Annotated in this window: 19 protein-coding genes; 9 read left to right on the top strand and 10 right to left on the bottom strand. The window is 58.9% G+C overall.

The genetic code is table 11. The annotated features are described in order from the left end of the window. Nucleotides 1-58: 58 nt before the first annotated feature. From gsiD to iaaA, 5 genes are read right to left on the bottom strand one after another with little or no spacing between them, the layout of a single operon-like run. Nucleotides 59-970 (bottom strand): glutathione ABC transporter permease GsiD, encoded by a 912-nt coding sequence (gsiD, locus tag ACTJJA_RS02905; RefSeq protein WP_010429000.1) that lies wholly within the window; start codon nucleotides 968-970, stop codon nucleotides 59-61. Between the two features lies 1 nt (nucleotide 971). Beyond that, on the bottom strand, nucleotides 972-1,892 hold the full coding sequence (gene gsiC, locus ACTJJA_RS02900; protein WP_120158414.1) for a glutathione ABC transporter permease GsiC: 921 nt from the start codon (nucleotides 1,890-1,892) through the stop codon (nucleotides 972-974). Nucleotides 1,893-1,897: 5 nt separating this feature from the next. Beyond that, complete coding sequence (gene gsiB, locus ACTJJA_RS02895) at nucleotides 1,898-3,436, bottom strand: glutathione ABC transporter substrate-binding protein GsiB (RefSeq protein WP_440666084.1); 1,539 nt, start codon at nucleotides 3,434-3,436, stop codon at nucleotides 1,898-1,900. A gap of 23 nt (nucleotides 3,437-3,459) precedes the next feature. Beyond that, nucleotides 3,460-5,331, bottom strand: a complete 1,872-nt coding sequence (gene gsiA / locus ACTJJA_RS02890) for a glutathione ABC transporter ATP-binding protein GsiA (RefSeq protein ID WP_440666082.1) — start codon at nucleotides 5,329-5,331, stop codon at nucleotides 3,460-3,462. 11 nt (nucleotides 5,332-5,342) lie between these two features. Continuing rightward, the gene (gene iaaA / locus ACTJJA_RS02885) at nucleotides 5,343-6,281 is read right to left on the bottom strand and encodes a beta-aspartyl-peptidase (RefSeq protein WP_010428988.1); all 939 of its coding nucleotides are present in this window, start codon (nucleotides 6,279-6,281) and stop codon (nucleotides 5,343-5,345) included. A gap of 189 nt (nucleotides 6,282-6,470) precedes the next feature. Here iaaA and moeA point away from each other — a divergent pair, with 189 nt between their 5' ends. Beyond that, a complete protein-coding gene (gene moeA / locus ACTJJA_RS02880; RefSeq protein WP_440666080.1) occupies nucleotides 6,471-7,703 on the top strand; it encodes a molybdopterin molybdotransferase MoeA in 1,233 nt (410 codons plus the stop codon). Between the two features lies 1 nt (nucleotide 7,704). Continuing rightward, nucleotides 7,705-8,457, top strand: a complete 753-nt coding sequence (gene moeB, locus ACTJJA_RS02875) for a molybdopterin-synthase adenylyltransferase MoeB (RefSeq protein WP_440666078.1) — start codon at nucleotides 7,705-7,707, stop codon at nucleotides 8,455-8,457. Nucleotides 8,458-8,543: 86 nt separating this feature from the next. Here moeB and fsa read toward each other — a convergent pair whose 3' ends face one another. Further along, nucleotides 8,544-9,206 carry a fructose-6-phosphate aldolase gene (fsa, locus tag ACTJJA_RS02870; protein ID WP_440666076.1) on the bottom strand — a complete coding sequence of 221 codons (663 nt, stop codon included), beginning with the start codon at nucleotides 9,204-9,206 and terminating at the stop codon, nucleotides 8,544-8,546. Between the two features lie 128 nt (nucleotides 9,207-9,334). Here fsa and ACTJJA_RS02865 point away from each other — a divergent pair, with 128 nt between their 5' ends. From ACTJJA_RS02865 to ACTJJA_RS02850, 4 genes are all read left to right on the top strand, one after another. Then, the gene (locus tag ACTJJA_RS02865; protein ID WP_440666074.1) at nucleotides 9,335-10,234 is read left to right on the top strand and encodes a glycyl-radical enzyme activating protein; all 900 of its coding nucleotides are present in this window, start codon (nucleotides 9,335-9,337) and stop codon (nucleotides 10,232-10,234) included. Nucleotides 10,235-10,238: 4 nt separating this feature from the next. Beyond that, nucleotides 10,239-12,671 carry a formate C-acetyltransferase/glycerol dehydratase family glycyl radical enzyme gene (locus ACTJJA_RS02860; RefSeq protein WP_440666072.1) on the top strand — a complete coding sequence of 811 codons (2,433 nt, stop codon included), beginning with the start codon at nucleotides 10,239-10,241 and terminating at the stop codon, nucleotides 12,669-12,671. A 165-nt stretch (nucleotides 12,672-12,836) separates the two neighbouring features. Continuing rightward, nucleotides 12,837-13,652, top strand: coding sequence for a Cof-type HAD-IIB family hydrolase (locus tag ACTJJA_RS02855; RefSeq protein ID WP_440666070.1), 816 nt, complete (start codon nucleotides 12,837-12,839; stop codon nucleotides 13,650-13,652). A gap of 149 nt (nucleotides 13,653-13,801) precedes the next feature. Next, on the top strand, nucleotides 13,802-15,058 hold the full coding sequence (locus ACTJJA_RS02850; protein WP_440666068.1) for a DUF1479 domain-containing protein: 1,257 nt from the start codon (nucleotides 13,802-13,804) through the stop codon (nucleotides 15,056-15,058). On the opposite strand, the gene ACTJJA_RS02845 is transcribed toward ACTJJA_RS02850, so the two are convergent. Beyond that, the gene (locus ACTJJA_RS02845; protein ID WP_182402669.1) at nucleotides 15,055-16,128 is read right to left on the bottom strand and encodes a LacI family DNA-binding transcriptional regulator; all 1,074 of its coding nucleotides are present in this window, start codon (nucleotides 16,126-16,128) and stop codon (nucleotides 15,055-15,057) included. The two genes, ACTJJA_RS02850 and ACTJJA_RS02845, sit on opposite strands and share 4 nt — an antisense overlap. Nucleotides 16,129-16,416: 288 nt before the next feature. On the opposite strand from ACTJJA_RS02845, the gene ACTJJA_RS02840 reads away from it, so the two are divergent. Together ACTJJA_RS02840 and ACTJJA_RS02835 are read left to right on the top strand one after the other, a co-directional pair. Then, nucleotides 16,417-17,718 (top strand): MFS transporter, encoded by a 1,302-nt coding sequence (locus ACTJJA_RS02840; protein ID WP_440666066.1) that lies wholly within the window; start codon nucleotides 16,417-16,419, stop codon nucleotides 17,716-17,718. Between the two features lie 17 nt (nucleotides 17,719-17,735). Further along, entirely contained in the window at nucleotides 17,736-20,099 is a 2,364-nt protein-coding gene (locus ACTJJA_RS02835; RefSeq protein WP_440666064.1) for a TIM-barrel domain-containing protein, read from the top strand. Nucleotides 20,100-20,190: 91 nt separating this feature from the next. Here the strand turns inward: ACTJJA_RS02835 and ACTJJA_RS02830 are convergent, their stop codons facing one another. Further along, a complete protein-coding gene (locus ACTJJA_RS02830) occupies nucleotides 20,191-21,786 on the bottom strand; it encodes an ABC-F family ATPase (protein ID WP_440666062.1) in 1,596 nt (531 codons plus the stop codon). Between the two features lie 222 nt (nucleotides 21,787-22,008). Between ACTJJA_RS02830 and ldtB the strand changes: the two genes are divergently transcribed. Continuing rightward, complete coding sequence (gene ldtB / locus ACTJJA_RS02825) at nucleotides 22,009-22,929, top strand: L,D-transpeptidase (RefSeq protein ID WP_010428965.1); 921 nt, start codon at nucleotides 22,009-22,011, stop codon at nucleotides 22,927-22,929. A gap of 44 nt (nucleotides 22,930-22,973) precedes the next feature. Here ldtB and ACTJJA_RS02820 read toward each other — a convergent pair whose 3' ends face one another. Further along, the gene (locus ACTJJA_RS02820; RefSeq protein ID WP_010428962.1) at nucleotides 22,974-23,690 is read right to left on the bottom strand and encodes a GntR family transcriptional regulator; all 717 of its coding nucleotides are present in this window, start codon (nucleotides 23,688-23,690) and stop codon (nucleotides 22,974-22,976) included. A gap of 15 nt (nucleotides 23,691-23,705) precedes the next feature. Continuing rightward, complete coding sequence (locus ACTJJA_RS02815) at nucleotides 23,706-25,028, bottom strand: PTS sugar transporter subunit IIC (protein WP_089598971.1); 1,323 nt, start codon at nucleotides 25,026-25,028, stop codon at nucleotides 23,706-23,708. Between the last annotated feature and the right edge of the window lie 13 nt (nucleotides 25,029-25,041).

Raw genomic sequence — 25,041 nt, 5'->3', positions numbered from 1 at the left:
CAGTCCCCTCTCCCCTCAGGGGAGAGGGTTAGGGTGAGGGGTAAGATCCTGCAAAAACCTACCCCTTAATCCTCGGATCCAGCGCGTCGCGCAGCCCGTCCCCCAGCAGGTTAAACGCCAGCACGGTCAGGAAAATCGCCAGGCTCGGGAAGATCGCCACGTGCGGTGCAATCACCATATCTGCTCTCGCCTCGTTCAGCATCGCGCCCCACTCCGGCGTGGGAGGCTGCGCCCCTAACCCCAGAAACGACAGGCTGGCCGCCGAGATAATCGACACGCCGATACGCATGGTGAAATAGACCACGATGGACGACACCGTACCCGGCAGAATATGGCTGAACAGGATCGTGGCGTCGCTGGCCCCCATACTGCGGGCGGATTCGATAAAGGTCTGCTGTTTCAGCACCAGCGTGTTGCCGCGCACCAGACGAGCGAAGGCCGGTATCGAAAAGACCGCGACCGCAATGATGACGTTCGCCATGCCGCTGCCCATGATCGCCACCACGGCAATCGCCAGCAGAATGCCGGGGAAGGCAAACAGCACGTCGCAGATGCGCATGATGATGCGGTCCCACCAGCCTTCGTAATACCCGGCGACGAGACCCAAAACCGTGCCTATCGCCGCGCCGATCAGCACCGCAAAGACCCCGGCGGCCAGGGAGATCTGCGCCCCCACCAGCACGCGGCTGAAGATATCCCGCCCGAGCGAATCCACGCCGAACCAGTGCATCATCGACGGCCCGTCGTTCAGACGGTCATAGTCAAAATAGTTTTCCGCATCAAACGGCGCGACCCACGGCGCAACGATCGCCACCACAATCAGCAGCAAAACAAACAGCCCCGCCGTCATCGCGACAGGCTGACGGCGAAAACGCCGCCAGAATTCAGACCACGGAGTGCGGATGTGCTCCGGCTTTAGCCCCGGCATAGCATTTAATACGGCCTGACGACGCCAGTTCAACAATCGCATCTTACTTGTACCTGATGGCCGGGTTAATGGCGGCGTAAAGCACGTCCACCACTAAGTTGATAAGAATAAACTCCAGCGAGAACAGCAGGACTTCCGCCTGAATCACCGGATAATCGCGCATGTCGACCGAATCGACCAGCAGACGCCCCAGCCCCGGCCAGTTGAAGACCTTCTCCACCACAATAGAGCCGCCCAGCAGGAAGCCAAACTGCAGCCCCATCATCGTTACTACCGGGATCATCGCGTTGCGAAAACCGTGCTTGAGGATGACCCACTTCTCGCTGACCCCTTTCGCCCGCGCGGTGCGGATGTAGTCTTCGCTCAGCACGTCGACAAATGAGGCGCGGGTAAAGCGCGCCATCACAGCCGCCACGGCTGCGCCAAGGGTCATCGATGGGAGAATGTAGTGCTTCCAGGTATCCGCGCCCACGGTCGGCAGCCAGCCCAGCTCCACGGAGAAGATCTGCATCAGCAGCATCCCGAGGGCGAATGCCGGGAAGGAGATGCCGGTCACCGCCAGCGCCATACCCAGTTTATCCGGCCAGCGGTTGCGCCAGACGGCGGCGACAATCCCCGCACCGAGACCAAACACCACCGCCCAGCCCATGCTGGCAAGGGTTAACCAAAAGGTCGGCATAAAGCGGCTGGCAATCTCTTCCGACACCGGGCGACGCGACACCATCGAGGTGCCAAAATCGCCCTGCAGCACGTTGCCCATATAGTGCAGGAACTGCATATACAACGGCCTGTCGAGACCCAGCTGCTTGCGCACCAGTTCAATAACGGTCGCATCCGCCTCGGGCCCGGCAATCAGCCGCGCCGGATCCCCCGGCAGCATATGGACAAACAGAAACACCAGCACCGCCACAATTAACAGCGTCGGGATAAGCCCCAGCAGGCGTTTACAAACATAATTCAGCATGAGTGTTATTTTAAATCCGCGTCGTCAAAGCTAAAGCCCGTATCCGGCATGATATAGAACCCGGTCAGCGCTTTGTTATGGGCGGAGACCAGTTTTTCCACCACCAGCGGCACCCACGGCGACTCTTTCCAGATAATATCTTGCGCGTCTTTGTAGAGGCGCGCTTTCTCCTCCGGCCTGGTGGTTTTCAGCGCGTCAGACAGGTCTTTATCCACCTGCGGGTTGCTGTAGAACGCGGTATTGAACAGCGTTGGCGGCCAGTTCTGTGAGGCAAACAGCGGTGACAGCGCCCAGTCGGCTTCACCGGTGGAGGCGGTCCAGCCGGTGTAGAACATCCTCACGCCGCTCTCTTTCTGCCCTTTGCCCTCCACTTCTGCCGCACGCTGTCCGGCATCCATCGCGGTCACCTGCGCCTTGATGCCGACCTGCGCCAGCTGCTGCTGGGTAAACTGCAGCACCTTCTGGGCGGTACTGTGGTTATGCGACGACCACAGCGTGGTGCTGAAGCCGTTCGGGAAGCCCGCCTCTTTCAGCAGCTCGCGCGCTTTGGCCGGATCGTAAGGCCACGGCTGGTAGCTTTGCGCATAGGCGATAGCCGGCGGCACCACGCCGGTCGCCGGGGTGGCATAGCCCGCAAAGGCCACTTTCACCAGCGCCTGGCGGTTAATGGCATAGTTGATGGCTTCACGCACCTTCGGGTTATCGAACGGTTTTTGCGTGACGTTCATGCTGATGTAGCGCTGCATGATTGACGGGCTGGCAACCAGCTCCAGCTTGCTGTTTTTCGCCAGCAACGCTGCCTGCTCGTACGGGATCGGGAAGGCAAACTGCGCTTCACCGGTTTGCAGCATCGCCGCGCGGGTGTTGTTATCCACCACCGGGCGCCAGGTAATGGTGTCGAGCTTCGGCAAGCCCTGCTGCCAGTATCCGGCGAATTTCTTCACCTTCACAAAATCGGTCTGATTCCAGGTAAGCAGTTCGTACGGGCCGGTCCCGACCGGGTGGAAGCCGATCTCTTTGCCGTATTTCTTCAGCGCCGCTGGCGAAATCATTGCCGTTGCCGGATGCGCAAGGATATTGATAAACGCGGAGAACGGCTCTTTGAGGGTGATCTTCACGGTTGCCGGGTCAACCGCCTCGGTGCTAGCGATATTTTTATACAGGTTGTAGCGCTTGAGGCTATTTTCCGGGTTGCTGGCGCGGTCGAGGTTGACCTTTACCGCTGCAGCATTGAAATCTGTGCCGTCCTGGAACTTCACGCCGGAACGCAGCTTGATGGTATACACCAGCCCGTCGTCCGAAACGGTATAGCTCTCCGCCAGCACGTTTTTGAGCTTCATCTCTTTATCCAGGCCAAACAGCCCCTGGTAGAACGATTTCGCCACCGCCTGCGACAGCGTGTCGTTAGCATCATACGGATCGAGCGTCGTAAAATTAGAGCCGACCGCCACGACCACGTCTTTGGCAGCGAACGCGGGGGCGACGGCCAGCGCCGCCGTCACGCTCGCGGCTAACAGCCATGTACGAGCAACAAATTTAACCATTGTGTTCTCCTGCCTGGTGTACGTTATAACCGCGAGAATGCATTGTCCTGACGCGGTGGTGCGACAAAATGACCGGGACCGACTTCCCGAAGCGTAACGCGCTCCAGGGTTTCGCCCCGCTTACGAATATTGCTCGGCATTTCATCCTGCAGCAGCACGCGCTGGGCGTGGTGATGCGCAGGATCGGCAACCGGCACAGCGGCCATCAGCTTGCGGGTGTAAGGATGCTGCGGGTTTTCAAATACCGCCCGCCGTGGGCCAATTTCCACAATTTGCCCCATGTACATCACCGCAACACGGTGGCTGATACGCTCCACCACCGCCATATCATGCGAGATAAACAGGAAGGCAATGCCCATATCCCGCTGTAAATCGAGCAATAAATTGATGATTTGCGCGCGGATAGAGACATCCAGTGCCGAAACGGACTCATCCGCAATCACGACTTTTGGGTTCAGCGCCAGCGCCCGCGCAATGCAAATGCGCTGCCGCTGTCCGCCGGAAAACTCGTGGGGATAACGCCAGGCATGTTCAGGCTTCAGCCCGACGCGCTCCAGCAGCCAGGCCACGCGACGCTGCGCCGCGTCCCCGTCGAGCAGGTTATGCACCCGCAGCGGCTCCATGATCGAATACCCCACCGTATGACGCGGATCGAGAGAGGCATACGGATCCTGGAAAATAAACTGAATATCTCGGCGCACGGCCTGCAGCTTGCTGTCTGGCAGAGTGTCGATACGCTCGCCGTTAAAGGTAATGGTCCCGGCCTGGGTCTCAACCAGCCTGAGCAGCGCGCGTCCGGTCGTGGATTTACCGCAGCCCGACTCACCCACCAACGCCAGCGTTTCGCCCGGCCAGAGATCAAAACTGACGTTTTCCACCGCATGGACTTCGCGCTTCACGCGATTGAACACCCCGCTACGCAGCGGAAAACGCGTGACCAGATCGCGCACTTCCAGAATGGGCCTGCCCGGCACCACCGTGTCTTGCTCGGTTTCAGCCGTCTGCACGCCCGACTCGCCCTGAGCCATCAACGGAAAACGGCGCGGTAAATCGCTGCCGTTCATCGCCCCAAGACGCGGCACCGCCGCCAGCAGCGCTTTGGTGTAAGGATGAACAGGCGCATGAAAAATTTGCTCAACCGTGCCCGTCTCCACGGCGTGCCCCTGGTGCATCACCAGTACGCGGTCGGCGATATCCGCCACCACGCCCATGTCGTGGGTGATAAAAATCACCCCCATCTCCATCTCCTGCTGCAGCACTTTGATCAGCTGCAGGATCTGCGCCTGAATCGTCACGTCCAGCGCCGTTGTCGGCTCGTCGGCGATCAGCACCGCCGGACGGCACGAGAGCGCCATCGCAATCATGACGCGCTGGCGCATTCCCCCGGAAAGCTGATGCGGATAGCGCCCCAGAATGGCCTGCGCTTCAGGAATGCGCACCCTCTCCAGCATCCGCTTCGCTTCGAGGAGCGCTTCATCGCCGCTTAACCCCTGATGCAGGCGGATGGACTCGGCAATCTGCTCGCCCACCGGAAAAACCGGGTTCAGCGAGGTCATCGGCTCCTGGAAAATCATGGCGATATCCGCCCCACGCACGCCCTGCATCTGCGAACCACTCAGTTCATTTAAATCAATGACCTGACGGTTACGGCGGCGCAGGAGCATTTTCTCGCTGCCGATCTGTCCGCCCGTTTGCTCCAGCAGGCGCAACAATGCCAGTGCGGTAACCGATTTACCGGAACCAGACTCACCGACAATGGCCAGCGTTTCGCCGCGATGCAGCGAAAACGATAAATTCTGTACTGCGGGGATGAACTGCCGCTCCTCCTGAAACGCAATATTCAGCTGATGGACAGCCAATACCTGGCGGTTGTCCAGCTCTTCACTGTGCGGCACGTTTTGCCCCCTTATTCACGATAGATCCCCGTACTGGGCTCATCACCGGCGTAGCCCCAGGCGCGGTACATCCCTTCGCTGTTAAACGGCAGGGCCACGTTGCCCTCACGATCCACCGCAATCAACCCGCCGACGCCGCCAAGCGCGGGGAGTTTTTCCATTACCACGCGCTCGCAGGCCTCGCTCAGGCTTAATCCGCCGTAATCCATCAGCGCGGTGATGTCATAGGCCGCGAGAGCACGAATAAACACTTCGCCGGTTCCGGTACAGGACACGGCGGCCGTGGCGTTGTTGGCATAGCACCCTGCGCCGGGCAGCGGGCTGTCGCCGACGCGCCCCGGCAGCTTGTTGGTCATCCCGCCCGTTGACGTTGCCGCCGCGAGGTTTCCGGCTTTATCGAGCGCGACTGCGCCGACCGTGCCCATTTTGGTGGTTTCATCCAGCGGCGCGGCGTGGTCAAGCTGCGTCTTGCCTGCCGTACGCGCGTCCAGCAGCTGCTGATAGCGCTCCTCCGTGGAAAAAAGATCGGGCGATACCGACTCCATTCCGTGTTCGAAGGCAAACGTCTCCGCCCCTTCGCCCGTCAACAGGACGTGCGGACTCGCTTCCATCACCAGACGCGCCGCCAGCACCGGGTTGCGCAGACGACTGACGCCTGCCACGGCACCCGCTTTCAGGGTAATACCGTCCATCACGCAGGCGTCCAGCTCGTGCGTTTCATCCCGGGTAAAGACCGAACCGATACCCGCGTTAAACAACGGGCACTCTTCCAGCAGGCGCACCGCCTCGGTGACCACATCCAGCGCGCTCTCGCCCGCTTCCAGCATCCGCTGGCCTGTTTCCACAATGGCGTACAGCGCGTCAATGTAGCGCTTTTCCTGCTCGGGACTGAGCTGTGCACGGGTGATTGCCCCGGCGCCACCATGAATTGCGATTACCGCATTAACCATTTCGCATCACCCGTTAGCCTGATTTGCGGCTTTTTCTATAAATATCATTATCGTCGATGAAACTTCAGATGATTTTTGAATATAGAAAGACGCAACTGTGATGTAAAGCGTACACCCATCGGGTCATACAGTTAGCCGCACTTTTCTGCCATAATGGGCGCTTTCGTTGTTACTCCGCAGGAGCCCACCATGGATTTTACCGCCGGACTGATGCCGCTTGAGACGGCACTCACGCAGATGCTTGACCGCATTACCCCACTGCATGAGGTTGAAACGCTGCCGCTTGTACGCTGTTTTGGCCGTATTGCCGCGCGCGATATTGTCTCTCCGCTTAACGTGCCGGGGTTTGATAACTCCGCGATGGACGGTTACGCGGTGCGCCTGGCGGATCTCCAGACGGGTAACGCCCTGCCGGTGGCGGGTAAAGCCTTTGCGGGTCAGCCGTTTAGCGGTGAATGGCCTGCGGGTACCTGCGTGCGCATCATGACCGGTGCGCCCGTTCCGGCTGGCTGCGACGCCGTGGTGATGCAGGAAGAGACCGAACAGACCGACGACGGCGTGCGTTTTACCACGAACGTTAAAGCGGGCCAGAACATTCGCCGCACGGGCGAAGATATCACCCTTGGCGCGACGGTCTTTTCTGCCGGGCAGAGGCTGACGGTAGGTGAGCTGCCGGTGCTGGCGTCGCTCGGCGTTGCTGAAATTGACGTTATCCGTAACGTGCGCGTTGCCGTTTTCTCCACCGGCGACGAGCTGCAGCTTCCGGGCCAGCCGCTGCAGGACGGTCAGATTTACGACACCAACCGCCTGGCGGTACACCTGATGCTGGAGCAACTGGGCTGCGACGTGATTAACCTCGGCATCATTCCTGACGATCCGGAAAAACTGCGCGCCGCGTTTATCGAGGCGGATAACGCAGCCGACGTGGTCATCAGCTCTGGCGGCGTCTCCGTGGGTGAAGCAGATTACACCAAAACCATCCTTGAAGAGCTGGGCGAAATCGCCTTCTGGAAGCTGGCTATCAAGCCGGGCAAACCGTTCGCCTTTGGCAAGCTCACACACAGCTGGTTCTGCGGCCTGCCGGGTAACCCGGTCTCTGCGGCACTCACCTTCTACCAGCTGGTGATCCCGCTGCTGGCGAAGCTTTCCGGCAACAAGGCTAACCCGCTGCCGGAGCGCCTGCGCGTGCGTGCCGCCACGCGCCTGAAAAAATCACCGGGCCGTCTCGATTTCCAGCGCGGCATTCTGGCGCGCAACGCGGACGGTGATCTCGAAGTGAGCACCACCGGGCACCAGGGCTCGCACATTTTCAGCTCCTTCAGCCAGGGCAACTGCTTTATCGTGCTGGAGCGCGAGCGCGGCAATGTGGAAGCAGGCGAATGGGTTGAGATCGAGCGCTTTAACCACCTGTTCGGAGGCTGACATGACGGTGGAGCTGAGCGACCAGGAGATGCTGCGCTATAACCGCCAGATTATCCTGCGCGGGTTTGATTTCGAGGGCCAGGAAGCGCTCAAGGCGGCCAGCGTGCTGGTCGTCGGCCTGGGCGGTTTGGGCTGCGCGGCCGCGCAGTACCTTGCCGCGGCGGGCGTGGGCAGAATGACGCTGCTGGATTTCGATACCGTATCGGTGTCCAACCTGCAGCGCCAGACGCTGCACAGCGACGCGACCATTGGCCAGCCGAAGGTGGGATCCGCCGGGGCTGCGCTGGCCCGCATCAACCCTAATTGTGAATTCACCCTGATTGACGCGATGCTGGATGACGAGGCGCTTTCCGCGCAGATTGCGCAGCATGACCTGGTGCTTGACTGCACCGACAACGTCGCCGTCCGTAACCAGTTAAACGCAGGCTGTTTTGCCCATAAAACCCCGCTGGTCTCCGGTGCGGCGATCCGCATGGAGGGGCAAATCAGCGTCTTTACCTACGCGGAAGGTGAACCCTGCTACCGCTGCCTGAGCCGCCTGTTCGGCGAGAACGCGCTGACCTGCGTTGAGGCAGGCGTGATGGCGCCGTTAGTCGGCGTGATTGGCTCACTGCAGGCGATGGAAGCGATCAAAGTGCTGGCATACTACGGCACGCCTGCGGCGGGGAAAATCGTCATGTATGACGCGATGACCTGCCAGTTCCGCGAAATGAAGCTGATGCTTAACCCGGGGTGTGAGGTTTGTAGCCAGTAAAAAAGTCGGGTGGCGGCTTCGCCTTACCCGACCTACAGCGGCTCGAACGTAGGCCGGGTAAGCGCCAGCGCCACCCGGCAACAGCATCAGATAGACGTCCTTCCAAACGCCCCCTGCCAGTCCTGCTCAAACTTCACAATCGCCGCATCCACGGCCGGAGTAGTAATAAACTGCTGCGCCACGTCCAGCGGCAGCGTGATGGACTCGCAGCCTGCCAGCAGGCAGTCCAGCGCCTGACGCGGCGTTTTGAAGCTCGCGGCCAGCACTTTTGACTGCGGGGCATGCAGCGTCAGCAGCTGTTGCAGTTCAACCACGGTCTGGATCCCGTCCCCGCCCTGCGCGTCCACGCGGTTTACGTAAGGCGCCACATATTCCGCCCCCGCCAGCGCGGAGAGCATTCCCTGTGCAGCGCCGTAGACCGCCGTACCCAGCGTCGGGATCCCTTCCGCTTTCAGCATCTTGATTGCCGCCAGCCCTTCTGCGGTCACCGGCACTTTCACCACCAGGTCATTAATGATGGCGCGGAGCTTGCGCGCGTCCTCCACCATACCTTCAGCGGTAGTCGCCATCACCTGCGCGAACAGACGGCCTTTACCGCCCAGCGCGTCGTGCAGTTCAGGCAGCAGAACATCGAGCGGCGTTTTACCGGCTGCCACAATGCTTGGGTTGGTGGTCACGCCCGCCAGTGGGAAGATACGCGCCAGCTTTTTGACTGCCGCAACGTCAGATGTGTCGAGATAAAGTTCCATGATGTCACCCTCAAAATTAGCCTGCACTTACCCTATCACGACAAAACCTGCTCAAGAGTTGACCTGCATCAAGATAACTTTCATTCGAAAGTAATTTAATCTTCATATGCAAGATGAGAGGCGAAATCATGATCTTCAATATTCAGCGTTACTCTACCCACGATGGCCCCGGCATTCGAACCGTGGTGTTCCTGAAAGGCTGCTCGCTGGGCTGTCGCTGGTGCCAGAACCCGGAAAGCCGATCCCGCAGCCGGGACGTGCTGTTTGATGCGCGCCTGTGCCTGGACGGCTGCGACCTGTGCCAGCAGGCAGCGTCGGGCTGCATCGAACGCGCGCTGAACGGGCTGGTCATTCACCGTGAGAAGCTTGATGACGCCACGCTCAACGCCCTCACCGACTGCTGCCCGACGCAGGCGCTGACCGTCTGCGGTGAAGAACAGCAGGTCGAGGAGATCATGGCGACCGTACTGCGCGATAAGCCTTTTTACGACCGCAGCGGCGGCGGCATCACTCTCTCCGGCGGCGAGCCGTTTATGAACCCGGAGCTGGCGCACGCTCTGTTTAAAGCCAGCCACGTCCAGGGGATCCACACCGCCGTCGAAACCTGCCTTCACGTGCCGTGGCACTATATCGAGCCGTCATTACCCTACGTCGATTTGTTCCTCGCCGACCTGAAGCACGTCGACGGTGAGGTGTTCAAGCAGTGGACGGACGGTTCGGCTAAGCGGATCCTGGACAACCTGAAACGGCTTGCCGCAGCCGGGAAAAAAATCACCATCCGCGTGCCGCTGATCCAGGGCTTTAACGCCGATGAAGCGTCCGTAACCGCCATTACCAACTTCGCCGCCGACGAACTCGGCGTCGAGGATATTCATTTTCTGCCGTATCACACGCTGGGCATGAACAAATACACCCTGCTCGGCCAATCCTACTCTGCCCCTGACAAACCGCTGGATAACCCTGCCCTGCTGGACTTCGCGCAGCAGTACGCCTGCCAGAAAGGGTTAACCGCGACCTTACGAGGATAAACCTATGACAACCCTGAATCTCAACACCCTCAGCGAACGCATCAAGGCGCACAAAATGGCGCTGGTGCATATCGTCAAGCCGCCGGTCTGTACCGAGCGCGCGCAGCATTACACCGAAATGTATCAGCAGCACATGGACAAGCCGATCCCGGTGCGTCGCGCCCTGGCGCTGGCGCATCACCTGGCTGAACGCACCATCTGGATCAAGCACGACGAGCTGATCATCGGTAACCAGGCAAGCGAAGTGCGCGCTGCGCCAATTTTCCCGGAATACACCGTCTCCTGGATTGAGAAAGAGATCGACGATCTGGCCGACCGCCCGGGTGCGGGCTTTGCGGTGAGCGAAGAGAACAAGCGCGTTCTGCATGCGATTTGCCCGTGGTGGCGCGGCCAGACGGTGCAGGATCGCTGCTACGGCATGTTCACCGACGAGCAGAAAGGCCTGCTGGAAACCGGCATTATCAAAGCCGAAGGCAACATGACCTCCGGCGACGCGCACCTGGCGGTGAACTTCCCGCTGGTGCTGGAGAAAGGTCTCGACGGCCTGCGCGCCAAGGTGGCCGAACGCCGCTCGCGCATCAACCTGACGGTGCTGGAAGACCTGCACGGCGACCAGTTCCTGAAAGCGATCGATATCGTGCTGGAAGCGGTGAGCCTTCACATCAAACGCTTTGCCGATCTGGCGCGTGAAATGGCCGCGACCGAAACCCGCGCAAGCCGCCGCGACGAGCTGCTGGCCATGGCGGAAAACTGTGACGTAATCGCCCACGAGCCGCCAAAAACCTTCTGGCAGGCGCTGCAGCTGTGCTACTTCATCCAGCTGATCCTGCAGATTGAATCCAATGGCCACTCCGTCTCCTTTGCCCGTATGGACCAGTATCTTTATCCGTACTACCGTCGCGACGTGGAGCTTGACCAGACCCTCGACCGAGAGCACGCCATTGAGCTGCTGCACAGCTGCTGGCTGAAGCTGCTGGAAGTGAACAAGATCCGCTCCGGCTCGCATTCGAAAGCTTCCGCCGGTAGCCCGCTGTATCAGAACGTGACCATTGGCGGCCAGAAGCTGGTCAACGGTGAGCCGATGGACGCAGTCAACCCGCTCTCCTACGCTATTCTGGAGTCCTGCGGCCGCCTGCGCTCTACCCAGCCAAACCTGAGCGTGCGCTACCACGCAGGCATGAGCAACGACTTCCTCGACGCCTGCGTGCAGGTGATCCGCTGCGGCTTCGGCATGCCAGCCTTTAACAACGATGAAATCGTCATTCCGGAATTCATCAAGCTCGGCGTTGAACGAGACGACGCCTACGACTACGCGGCCATCGGCTGCATCGAAACCGCAGTCGGCGGCAAGTGGGGCTACCGCTGCACCGGCATGAGCTTTATCAACTTCGCCCGCGTGATGCTGGCGGCGATGGAAGGTGGGCGCGATGCCACCAGCGGCAAGGTGTTCCTGCCGCAGGAGAAAGCCCTCTCTGCCGGTAACTTCGACAACTTCGAAGAGGTGATGGCGGCGTGGGACAGCCAGATCCGCTACTACACCCGTAAATCCATCGAGATTGAGTACGTGGTGGACACCATGCTGGAAGAGAACGTCCACGATATTCTCTGCTCGGCGCTGGTGGACGACTGCATCGAGCGCGCGAAAAGCATCAAGCAGGGCGGCGCGAAGTATGACTGGGTCTCCGGCCTGCAGGTGGGCATCGCCAACCTCGGCAACAGCCTGGCGGCGGTGAAAAAGCTGGTGTTCGAGCAGGGCACTATCGGTCAACAGCAGCTGGCGGCCGCGCTGGCGGATGACTTCGAGGGGCTGACTCACGAGCAGCTGCGCCAGCGCCTGATTAACGGTGCGCCGAAGTACGGCAACGACGATGACAGCGTAGATATGCTGCTGACGCGCGCCTATCAGACTTACATTGAAGAGCTGAAGCAGTACCACAACCCGCGCTACGGCCGCGGCCCGATTGGCGGAAACTACTACGCGGGCACCTCTTCTATTTCCGCAAACGTGCCGTTTGGCGCAGCGACAATGGCCACCCCGGACGGACGCAAAGCGCACACCCCGCTGGCGGAAGGGGCAAGCCCGGCCTCCGGTACGGACCACCTCGGCCCGACGGCGGTGATTGGCTCAGTCGGTAAACTGCCTACCGAGGCGATTCTCGGCGGCGTGCTGCTTAACCAGAAGCTGAACCCGTCGACGCTGGAAAACGACAGCGATCGACAGAAGCTGATGGTGCTGCTGCGCACCTTCTTCGAGGTGCACAAAGGCTGGCATATTCAGTACAACATTGTTTCCCGCGAAACTCTGCTCGAGGCGAAGAAACACCCGGACCAGTATCGTCACCTGGTGGTGCGCGTGGCGGGCTACTCGGCGTTCTTCACCGCCCTGTCGCCGGATGCGCAGGACGATATTATTGCGCGTACAGAGCATACGCTTTAAAAAAATGCCCGGTGGCGCTGCGCTTACCGGGCCTACTCCTCCCTCCGTAGGCCGGGTAAGGCGAAGCCGCCACCCGGCTTTCTGACTTTCATTCGAAATTAAATTTGTGCTCCCCGTCACCTTGTTATTAGAATGTTTCAAAACGCAGTGACCCAGGAGCACAGTATGACCGTTAAAGTTATCGTCACCGATATGGACGGAACTTTCCTTGATGATGCCAAGCAGTACGATCGTGACCGCTTCCAGGCACAGTTTGAGCAGCTTAACGCCCGCGACATTGAATTCGTTGTCGCCAGCGGCAACCAGTATTACCAGCTCATCTCCTTCTTTCCGGAGCTGAAAAATCGGATCTCCTTCGTGGCGGAAAACGGCGCGCTGGTGTTCGATCACGGGGAACAGATTTTCCACGGCGAACTGACGCGTCATGAATCACAAATCGTCATTGGCGAACTACTGAAAGACAAAGGGTTGAACTTCGTGGCCTGCGGGCTGGAGAGTGCCTACGTCAGCGACCAGGCTCCTGAAGCGTTCGTAGCACTGATGTCAAAGCACTATCACCGCTTAAAGCGCATCAGCGATTACCGCGAAATTGACGACGTGCTGTTTAAGTTCTCCCTGAACCTGCCGGACAGCGATATTCCTAATCTGGTGGATAAACTTCACGTCTCCCTGGACGGCATCATGAAGCCGGTCACCAGCGGCTTTGGCTTTGTGGATTTAATTATCCCCGGCCTGCACAAAGCCAACGGCATCAGCCGTCTGCTGAAACGCTGGAAAATCTCCCCGCAGGAGTGCGTGGGCATTGGCGACAGCGGCAACGATGCCGAGATGCTAAAGCTGGTGAAACATTCCTTTGCGATGGGCAACGCGGCAGAAAGCATCAAAGAAATCAGCCGCTACACCACCGACGACAACAACCATCAGGGCGCGCTGAACGTCATTCAGGCCGTGCTCGACAACCACTCCCCGTTCGACTCCTGATCCTCTCCTCGCCGGAGCCTTGCTCCGGCCTCTCACTCTTTTTCCGTCCTGTGGCTTACGTCAAGTTTTTAAACTTGCATTAACTTAATTTTAACTTAAAGTATCACTTGTAGACACTTTTACTTTCGAATGAAAGATGCGAGGCAGTTATGACCTTTACCAGTGAAACTTTGCCAGCGGACCACAAAGCGGCAATCCGTCAGTTAAAACGTGAGTTACGCGCGCAGATCGGCGACGTGCAGGCGGTGTTTAATAAGCTCAGCGATAAAATTGCCACCCGCGTGGCGGAAATCAACGCCCTTAAGAACAAAGGCGAAACCGTCTGGCCGGTGATCCCGTTCGCGGATGTGAAAAACGGCACCCTCACCGACGCTCAGCGCGAGGCCGTTAAACGCCGCGGCTGCGCGGTGATTAAAGGTCATTTCCCGCGCGAGCAGGCGCTGGCATGGGATCAGTCGATGCTCGACTACCTCGATCTCAACAAGTTTGACGACGTGTACAAAGGACCAGGCGATAACTTCTTCGGCACCTTAACGGCCTCTCGTCCGGAGATTTACCCGATTTACTGGTCTCAGGCGCAAATGCAAGCGCGCCAGAGTGAAGAGATGGCGCAGGTGCAGTCGTTCCTGAACCGTTTATGGACATTCGAGAGCAACGGCAAGCAGTGGTTCAACCCGGACGTAAGCGTGATTTACCCTGACCGTATCCGCCGCCGTCCGCCGGGAACCACCTCGAAAGGACTGGGCGCGCATACCGACTCCGGCGCACTGGAGCGCTGGCTGCTTCCAGCTTATCAACAGGTGTTCGCCCGCGTGTTTGACGGCAACGTCGATAAGTACGATCCGTGGAACGCCGCGCACCGTACCGAAGTGGAAGAGTACACCGTCGATAACACCACCAAATGCTCGGTGTTCCGCACCTTCCAGGGCTGGACGGCGCTGTCGGACATGATCCCCGGTCAGGGGCTGCTGCACGTGGTGCCGATCCCGGAAGCGATGGCCTATATTCTGCTGCGTCCGCTGCTGGACGACGTGCCGGAAGACGAGCTGTGCGGCGTGGCACCGGGGCGCGTGCTGCCGATTTCCGAGAAGTGGCACCCGCTGCTCATCGAGGCGCTGACCAGCATTCCGGCACTCGACGCGGGCGATTCCGTGTGGTGGCACTGCGATGTGATCCACTCCGTCGCGCCGGTGGAAAATCAGCAGGGCTGGGGCAACGTGATGTACATCCCTGCCGCGCCGATGTGCGAGAAAAATCTCGCCTACGCGAAAAAGGTCAAGGAAGCGCTGGAAACCGGCGCGTCGCCGGGAGATTTCCCGCGCGAGGATTATGAAAAGAGCTGGCAGGACCGCTTTACCGTGAACGATCTCAATATCCACGGCAAGCGCGCGCTGGGCATGGTCTAACTGTCGTACAGCCCTTCCCGCTCCACGGCGGTGCGTCGTTTTCCCTGACGTATCCGCCGTACCGAATCCCGAACGGTCAACGTACCGTTAAGCAGTAACGTCCCCACCGGCGCGTCCGGGCGCATCAGCCGCTGCTGGAGCATATGCACCGCTTCGGTTCCCAGCTCATCGCGGGGAACATGCACCGCCGTTAATGGCACATCCTGAATCGCCGCCAGGTTAAACCCGTCAATGCTCATCACCGAGACGTCCTGCGGCACGCGCAGGCCGTGGTTTTGTAATGCGCTAATGGTGCCCGCCGCCATAAAGTCGCCGCCGACCAGAAACGCCGTCGGCAGATCCTTTCCCTTCTGCTGGTTAAGCCACTCGCTGACCAGTTGTTCCGTCTCTTTGGCGCTGAAGCTGGGCACCACCAGCAGATCGCGTTTATCGTTGAACTTCAGGTTATGGCTCTGCCACGCATCGCGGATCCCCGACAGGCGCAGCTCCATGGTGTAGCGACGCAGGCACAGCACGTTCATCACCTCACGGTGTCCCATCTCGAACAGGTACTCCGCCGCCCGCTCGCCAATGGCGCGATGATCCGGCGCAACGGCAGGCAGACGCATGTGGCGATCCCGGCAGTTAATCAGCATGCAGGGTTTCCCCACGTCCACCGCCAGATCGTGAATGTGCGGATCGTCAATACCGAGCAGAATCGCCGCCTGGGTGTCCGCTTCATTCATGCGCGCCAGAAACAGCTGCGCGTCGCTATCGTTCTCTTCCAGCGCGCAGTAGCGAAGGCGCACATCGTGGGATGCCAGGCCTTTACTCACGCTCTGGATCACACGGTAGTAAAAGATGTCGGATCGCTCGTCGAAGGCGCGTTGGGGGGCAAAAACCACCAGGCTATTGAGCAGCAACCGCCCCGCCGCCATACCTTCCATCACGCCCAGCTCTCGGGCGCATGCCAGCACCTTTGCGCGCGCCTTTTCACTGGTATTCGCTTTCCCCGCCAGCACCCGCGACACGGTGCTGATGGAGAGCTGCGTACGGGCGGCGATTTCGGTGATTTTTAGCCTTTTGTCCATTTTGTGATCTGGCTCCATTTGCGAAATGAAAAATTTTTCATAGCGTACTGGTCAGGCAATAACTGACATAAATACCATCATGCCAGAGGCATTTCGTCAGTTATGAGAAATTTTGCACAAAATCCACTATTGCCTGCTCATTTTCTCCCTTAAGGTGAACTTGTCACACAACTTCCATACTAGTTGTATACCAACTTAAGCAGTTTAAACGGATAGAAATCAAAGCCATAACAATCCGTGTGACACCTGAACCTCCGTCCCCTTACCGTCCGTCTTGTGGAGAGTAAAATGAGTCAGGACATCAATAACACCGTTGCGACAAGCAAAACCCGTCGCGTCATCAAGAACCTGCGCTGGTACGTGCTGGTGCTGTTCTTACTTGGCGTCACCGTTAACTACATCACCCGAAACTCGCTCGGGATCCTCGCCCCGGAACTGAAAGAGAGCCTCGGCATCACCACCGAGCAATACTCCTGGATCGTCGGCGCGTTCCAGATCGCCTACACCATTTTCCAGCCCCTGTGCGGCTGGCTGATTGACGTTATCGGCCTGAAGATTGGCTTTATGGTCTGCGCCGGGATCTGGGCGTTGATGTGTATTTTCCATGCGGGCGCCGGAAGCTGGCTGCACCTGGCGATTCTGCGCTTCTTTATGGGTGCCTCTGAGGCCGCCGCTACCCCGGCGAACGCCAAAACCATCGGCGAATGGTTCCCGAAATCAGAACGTCCCGTTGCCGCCGGCTGGGCGGGCGTGGGCTTCTCCATCGGCGCGATGCTGGCCCCGCCTATCATCTACTTTGCTCACGCCTCGTTCGGTTGGCAGGGCGCGTTTATGTTTACCGGCGTGCTGGCGCTGCTGTGGGTGATCCTCTGGTGGGCGTTCTACCACAACCCGGAGCAGCACCCGAACCTGAGCAAGGACGAGCTGGCGTTTATCAAGCAGGATAACGAACCGCCTGCGGTGAAACTGCCCTTCCTGACCGCGCTGAAAACCGTTTCGAAAAACAAACGCTTCTACGGTATCGCCATCCCGGCCTTTATGGCGGAACCGGCCTGGGCGGTGCTGAGCTTCTGGGTGCCGCTGTACCTCGCCAAAGAGCACGGCATGGATCTGAAGCAGATTGCGATGTTTGCCTGGCTGCCGTTCCTCGCCGCCGATCTCGGCAGCGTCGCGAGTGGCTACCTCACCCGTCTCTATACCCGCTGGTTCGGCTGCTCCCGCGTGAACTCGGTGGTGGCAAGCTCCGTGACCGGCGCGTTCCTGATGATCTCTCTGGGCATCGTGGCCATCACCCGCGACCCGTATATCACCATCGTGCTGATCTCCATCGGCGGCTTCGGGCACCAGATCATCTCCTGCATGCTGAGCGCCCTGGTCGTGGAGTCGTTCGACAAAGGCCAGATGGCGACCGTCAACGGCATGCGCGGCTCGGCGGCGTGGATCGCCAGCTTCCTGTTCTCGCTGTTAATCGGTGTGACCGCCGACAAAATCGGCTTTAACCCGCTCTTTATTGCCATGGGCTTCTTTGACCTGATTGGCGCTGTCTTCCTGGTAGCATTTATTGCTGAACGTCGCGCCAAGCGCGCCTGATAGTGGATGTATTGCATATGAAAACCCTGAAAAACTGGACCGTAGATAAGCAGTCAGCAAACCATCTGGAACTGCTGGTCGATAACCAGCACCGCCTGTGCCTGTATGTGCTGGAAGAGAACCTGTTCCGCGTGCTGATCAAACGCAAAGGCGAGCTGGCGCTGGACCGCACCTGGAGCATCGCGCCGGAAAAAGACGTGCCGTGGGAAGGTCGCCGCCGCGACGATTTAAGCGGTTTCACCTGCCCGGCCTGGACGCTAACGCAGCAGGGTGAGACGCTAACCGTGGCAACCGAACGGCTGCGCGTGACCGTCCACCAGCCGCTGTGGCTGGAGTGGCACTACCGCAATGAGGCGGGCGGGTGGCTGTCGCTGGTAAACGACCGTCCAACCAGCGCCTACCTCCTGAACGCCCACGGCGACGGCGTTGCGCATTACCTGAGCCGTCGTAAGGACGAGCGTTTCTACGGCCTGGGCGAGAAAGCGGGCGATCTGCAGCGCAACGGCAAACGCTACGAGATGCGCAACCTCGACGCGATGGGGTACAACGCGGCCAGCACCGACCCACTCTACAAGCACATCCCGTTCACCCTCACCCGCCGCGACGACGTCAGCTACGGCCTGTTCTACGACAACCTGAGCAGCTGCTGGTTGGATCTGGGTAACGAAATCGACAACTACCACACCGCCTACCGTCGCTGGCAGGCGGAAGCAGGCGATATCGATTACTACATCTTTACCGGCAAGCGCGTGCTGGACGTCACCAAAGCCTTCGTGCGCCTGACCGGGAAAACCCTGTTCGGACCGAAGTGGAGCCTGGGCTACAGTGGCTCGACCATGCACTACACCGACGCGCCGGACGCGCAAAACCAGCTGATGAACTTTATCCGCCTGTGTGAAGAGCACGCCATTCCGTGCGACTCGTTCCAGCTCTCCTCCGGTTATACCTCCATCAACGGCAAGCGCTACGTCTTCAACTGGAACTATGACAAGGTGCCGCAGCCGAAGGTGATGAGCCAGGCGTTCCACGACGCGGGGCTGAAGCTTGCGGCGAACATCAAGCCGTGCCTGCTGCAGGATCATCCGCGCTATAACGAAGTGGCGGAAAGCGGCCTGTTCATTCGCGATTCAGAAACCGATGCGCCGGAACGTTCCAGCTTCTGGGATGACGAAGGCTCGCACCTCGATTTTACCAACCCGCAGACGGTGCAGTGGTGGCAGAACGGCGTCACCACGCAGCTGCTGGAGATGGGTATCGACTCCACCTGGAACGACAACAACGAATACGAAGTGTGGGACGGGGAAGCGCGCTGCTTTGGCTTCGGCAAGGAGATCGCCATCAAGCACATTCGCCCGGTGATGCCGCTGCTGATGATGCGCGCCTCGCTTGAAGCGCAGCAGCGTTTCGCGCCGGAAAAGCGTCCGTACCTGATTTCCCGCTCCGGCTGCGCCGGGATGCAGCGCTACGTCCAGACCTGGAGCGGCGACAACCGCACCAACTGGGACACCCTGCGCTATAACATCCGCATGGGGCTGGGCATGAGCCTGTCCGGGCTGTTCAACGTCGGTCACGACGTCGGCGGTTTCTCCGGCGACAAACCGGACGCCGAGCTGTTCGTTCGCTGGGTGCAGAACGGCGTGATGCATCCGCGCTTTACCATTCACTCGTGGAATGATGACCACACCGTGAACGAACCGTGGATGTACCCGGGCGTCACGCCAGCCATTCGCGGCGCGGTGGAGCTGCGCTACCGCCTGCTGCCGTACCTCTACACCCTGCTCTGGCAGGCGCACGCCGACGACGAGCCGATGCTGCGCCCGACCTTCCTCGATCACGAGCACGATGCGCAGACGTTTGAGGAGTGCGATGACTTCCTGCTGGGCCGAGACCTGCTGGTGGCCAGCGTCGTCGAAGCCGGGCAGCGCGAGCGCCGCGTCTGGCTACCGGATAACGCCACCGGCTGGTACGATTTTCACACCCACGCGTGGTATGCGGGCGGCCAGTCGATCGTTCTCGACGCGCCGCTGGAAAAACTGCCGCTGCTGGTGCGCGCCGGTGCCGGTCTGCCGCTCAGCGAGCGCATTACCCACGTGTCCGCTGAAAAAGACAATACCCGCGAGCTGAAGCTGTTCCCACTGAAGGGTGTCGGGACAACCACCGGGATGCTGTTTGAAGACGACGGCGAAAGCTGGGGCTACCAGAACGGCAATGCGCTGTGGGTGGAATGGGAAATGGTGTGCGACGGCGCAACCATCAACCTGAAGGTGAACGCGCGCGGGGATTACCGTCCGGCGTGGAAAGCGCTGCAAGTGTCGTTACCGGCGGGGGAAAAACGTAAGCTGCTGGTGAATGGGATTGAAGGGGGCGAATGGGTGGTGTAGTGCGGCCTGATGCCCTCACCCTAACCCTCTCCCACTGGGAGAGGGAACAGAACGTAGGCCGGGTAAGGCGAAGCCGCCACCCGGCTTTTTTTTAGTTCTCGATACCTTTACTGCGCAGGTAGTCTTCGTAGTTCCCGGTGAAGTCCACCACGCGCTCTGGCGTAATTTCAATCACGCGGGTCGCCAGCGAGCTGACGAACTCACGGTCGTGAGAGACGAAGATCAGGGTGCCCTGGTACATCTCCAGCGCCATGTTCAGTGATTCGATAGATTCCATATCCAGGTGGTTAGTCGGTTCGTCCATCACCAGGATATTTGGTTTTTCCATCATCAGCTTGCCGAACAGCATGCGACCCTTTTCACCACCGGAGAGCACTTTAGCCGGCTTTTTGATGTCGTCCTGGCTGAACAGCAGACGGCCCAGGATGCTGCGCACCGCCTGCTCGTCGTCGCCTTCCTGCTTCCACTGGCTCATCCAGTCGAAGACGGTGAGGTCGTTTTCGAACTCGTATTCATGGTCCTGCGCGTAGTAGCCAATCTGCGCGTTTTCAGACCACTTCACGGTGCCGTTGTCCGGCTGCAGTTCGCCCACCAGGGTTTTCAGCATGGTGGATTTACCCACGCCGTTGGCGCCCAGAATGGCAATCTTCTCGCCCACTTCCAGCAGCAGGTTGAATTTTTTAAACAGCGGGCCGTTCTCAAAGCCTTTTGCCAGGGCTTCCGCTTCCAGCGCGTTACGGAACAGCTTCTTGTCCTGCTCGAAGCGGATGAACGGGTTCTGACGGCTGGAGGCTTTGACTTCATCCAGCTTGATTTTGTCGATCTGACGCGCACGCGAGGTCGCCTGACGCGACTTAGAGGCGTTGGCGCTAAAGCGGCTGACGAAGGACTGCAGGTCAGCAATCTGCGCTTTCTTCTTGGCGTTATCCGCCAGCAGACGTTCACGCGCCTGGGTGGCCGCCGTCATGTATTCGTCGTAGTTGCCCGGGTACACGCGCAGCTCGCCGTAGTCCAGATCCGCCATGTGCGTACAGACCATGTTCAGGAAGTGACGGTCGTGCGAGATGATGATCATGGTGCTGTCGCGGTCGTTCAGCGTCTGCTCCAGCCAGCGGATGGTGTCGATGTCCAGGTTGTTCGTCGGTTCGTCGAGCAGCAGGATGTCCGGGTTAGAGAACAGCGCCTGTGCCAGCAGCACACGCAGCTTCCAGCCTGGCGCAACTTCGCTCATTGGGCCGTAATGCTGTTCAACGGGAATGCCTACGCCCAGCAGCAGCTCGCCCGCGCGCGCTTCCGCAGAGTAACCGTCCATCTCGCCGTACTGCGTTTCCAGATCGGCCACTTTATAGCCGTCTTCTTCGCTCATTTCGGCCAGCGCGTAAATGCGATCGCGCTCCTGCTTCACTTCCCACAGCTCCGCGTGCCCCATGATCACGGTGTCGAGCACGGTGAACTCTTCGAAGGCGAACTGATCCTGACGCAGCTTACCGATACGCTCGTTAGGGTCGAGCGACACGTTGCCGAGCGTCGGTTCTAAGTCACCGCCGAGGATTTTCATAAAGGTGGATTTTCCGCTACCGTTGGCACCAATCAGGCCGTAACGGTTGCCGCCGCCAAATTTGACGGAAATATTTTCGAACAGCGGCTTACTGCCAAACTGCATAGTGACGTTGCTGGTAACTAACACGGGGAGATTCCTGCGAAAAGTGTGATAAACACGGCATTATGCCACAATTCCGAATTGAGATCCCGTGTTGCGGCAATCCACTAAACTTTAACAAAATCGAAAAAAATGTGATTTCGTACACATCTGAATTCCCTGTTAGCGGGAATGCACATATAATGCGCTCCCATCACAGATTCAGACTTATCAACTCATCGCCTGAATGGCTTAGATACCTCGCACAACATGAACATGAAATTGACAACGCTTTTTGCGGCAGCGTTAGCCGTAGTAGGTTTTTGCAAGACCGCTTCTGCGGTGACGTATCCCCTGCCGACAGACGGTAGCCGTCTGGTTGGGCAAAACCAGGTGGTGATTGTGCCGGAAGGCAACGCTCAGCCGCTGGAATATTTTGCCGCTGAATACCAGCTCGGTCTGTCTAACATGCTCGAAGCAAACCCGGGCGTTGACCCGTATCTGCCAAAAGCAGGTACCGTGCTGAACATCCCTCAGCAGTTGATCCTGCCGGATACTGTTCATGAAGGTATCGTAATCAACAGCGCCGAAATGCGTCTGTATTACTACCCGAAAGGCACTAACACCGTTATCGTGCTGCCAATCGGTATCGGCCAGCTGGGTAAAGATACCCCGCTGAACTGGACCACTAAAGTTGAGCGTAAGAAAGCGGGCCCAACCTGGACCCCAACCGCGAAAATGCACGCGGAATACATCGCTGCGGGCGAACCGCTGCCAGCCGTAGTTCCGGCAGGCCCGGATAACCCAATGGGTCTGTACGCACTGTACATTGGCCGCCTGTACGCTATCCACGGTACTAACGCCAACTTCGGTATCGGCCTGCGCGTAAGCCACGGCTGCGTGCGTCTGCGTAACGACGACATCAAGTTCCTGTTCGAAAACGTGCCGGTCGGTACCCGCGTACAGTTCATCAACGAACCGGTGAAAGCGACCTCTGAGCCAGACGGCAGCCGTTACATCGAAGTGCACAACCCGCTGTCCACCAGCGAAGATCAGATCAACAACAACGAAATCGTGCCAATCAACCTGACCAGCGCGGTGCAGTCCGTGACCTCTCAGGCTGACGTGGAAACGACCGTGGTTGACCAGGCGATCCAGAACCGTTCTGGTATGCCAGTGCGTCTGAACTGATAGCAAAGCGAAATAAAAAAGCGGGCCTCGTTGCCCGCTTTTTTTTATCCGTTGTTCACGATGACAATCCCGCCGTGGTCGTAGCGATAGTGACAGTGGGCGTACTCCAGCGGCGTGCCATCTTCAAGATAGATCACCTGCTCCACCTCCAGCACCGGGTCCGTCTGTTCACAGATTAAGTGCTGCATATCCAGCGCATTTGGTTTTAACGCGCGCACGACGCGATACGAGCCCATTATTTTCAGCCCCAGCGTCTCCTGCACGTAACGGAACACCGAGCTTTCAAGATGGCTTTTGTTCAGGCCGGGCACCAGATTCAGCGGCATCACCGTGGAATCCAGCGACATCGGCTCGCCGTTCAGCAAACGCAGACGAATAAAGTCATAGATCGGCGCATCGGCGTTAATCATCAGCGACGCCTGCTCTTTCTCGTTCGGGAAGCGCAGTTCGAAATGCACCACCTGGCTGGTCACCGTTCCCAGATGTTCCCAGGTTTTGGTGGCGCCAAAGTAGTCGCTGCCGGAGAGATCCCACTGCGAGAGCTGGAGGAAATTTTTACGGATGAACGTTCCCTGCCCCTGACGGGTATAGACCAGCCCTTCGACAATCAGCTGGCGCATGGCCTGCTGAATGGTCATCCGGCTGGTGCTGAACTCCGCCGCCAGCGCAAACTGGTCCGGTAGTGGTTCATTGGCGGCGTACTGCTGGCTGATAATGCGTTTCTTAATTTCCCGCGCTATGGTGATGTACTTCGCCGCCATCGTCCTTCCTTTCTGTTAGTTTTCTATCCCGCTGTTTTTCAACGCCACTCTCTCGGCAATCTTGAGGAAAGGCAGGTAGAAGAATACACCAAATACAATGATTGCCAACTGCACCACCACCGCCCGCCAGTCCCCCGCCGTCGCCAGCCAGGCACTCAGAATTGGCGGCGTGGTCCACGGGATCATCACCACGCAGCGCGACATTAGCCCCAGCGTAGTGCAGAGCCAGGCGAAATAGATGCCGATGGCGGGCAGTAGCACAAACGGGATCATCAGCGGCAGGTTAAAGACAATCGGCAGGCCGAAGATCACCGGCTCGTTGATGTTGAATAAGCCGGGCGCCAGCGACAGACGCGCCACCTGCTTCGCCGATTTTTGTCGGGAGAAGATAAAGATGGCGATCAGCAGCGATATCGTGCTGCCCGTGCCGCCCACCATGCCGAACGTCGGCACGAAGATGTTATTGATGATATGCGGGATGGGCTGACCGTTGGCGAAGGCCAGCATGTTCTCGTTGGTGTTAATCAGCAGGAACGGCTCCAGCACCACGCTGTTCACCACCGACTGGTGAATACCCAGCGTGAACAGGAAGTTACCGAAGCTGTAGATGAAAATCGTCCCCGGCAGGCTGGTGTTGATCAGCCGCAGGGGCTGCTGGATAAAGGTCGTAATAAGATGGATCAGGTCCGTGTGCAGCACGTTTGCCAGTATGGCCGCCAGCACTGCGAACAGCGAAAGCGTGAGAATGGTCGGGATCAGCGCGGTAAAGGATTTGCTCACCGCCGGCGGCACGTTTTCCCCGAGGGAAATGTGCAGCGCCTTCAGCCGCGAGATGGCGATAAACACTTCTGTTGAAAGCAGCCCGATCAGCACCCCAGCGAAAATCCCGGTTGAGCCAATATTGGCGAACGTCAGCACCTGGGTGACGTTCACCGCGGCGTCGCTGCCGACGGGCGTAATCTGCAGGCGCATCGGCATCATGATGATGAAGCTGCTGACGGCGATAACCACTGCCGAGACCGGATTGTCGAAATCTTTGTTGCGCGCCAGCGACCAGGCAATCATCGGGGCCAGCAGCAGCGCAGCGATGTTCAGCGTGCCGTTGATAATCGCCTCGCCCCACACCTTAAACTGCACGAGCGTGTCACCGTGAAAAATCCACGGAAACACCACGTTGTTCACCAGCACCGCCAGACCGGCGAGGATGAAAATCGGCATCACCGTGGCGAAGGCGTCGCGCAGGGAGCGCAGGTGCACCTGGTTTGCCAGGCGCGCCGAGAACTCAACAAATTTATCGACAAAGGACTGCATGTGCGGTGTTATTTTTGTTTCAGACATAGCGGATAGTTCC

This window comes from Enterobacter sp. 22452 (assembly GCF_052045065.1).
In the GTDB taxonomy this organism is placed as follows: Bacteria; Pseudomonadota; Gammaproteobacteria; order Enterobacterales; family Enterobacteriaceae; genus Enterobacter; species Enterobacter mori.
The sequence above is the reverse complement of the archived record's forward strand: the minus strand, read 5'-3'. Positions and strand labels throughout refer to the sequence as shown.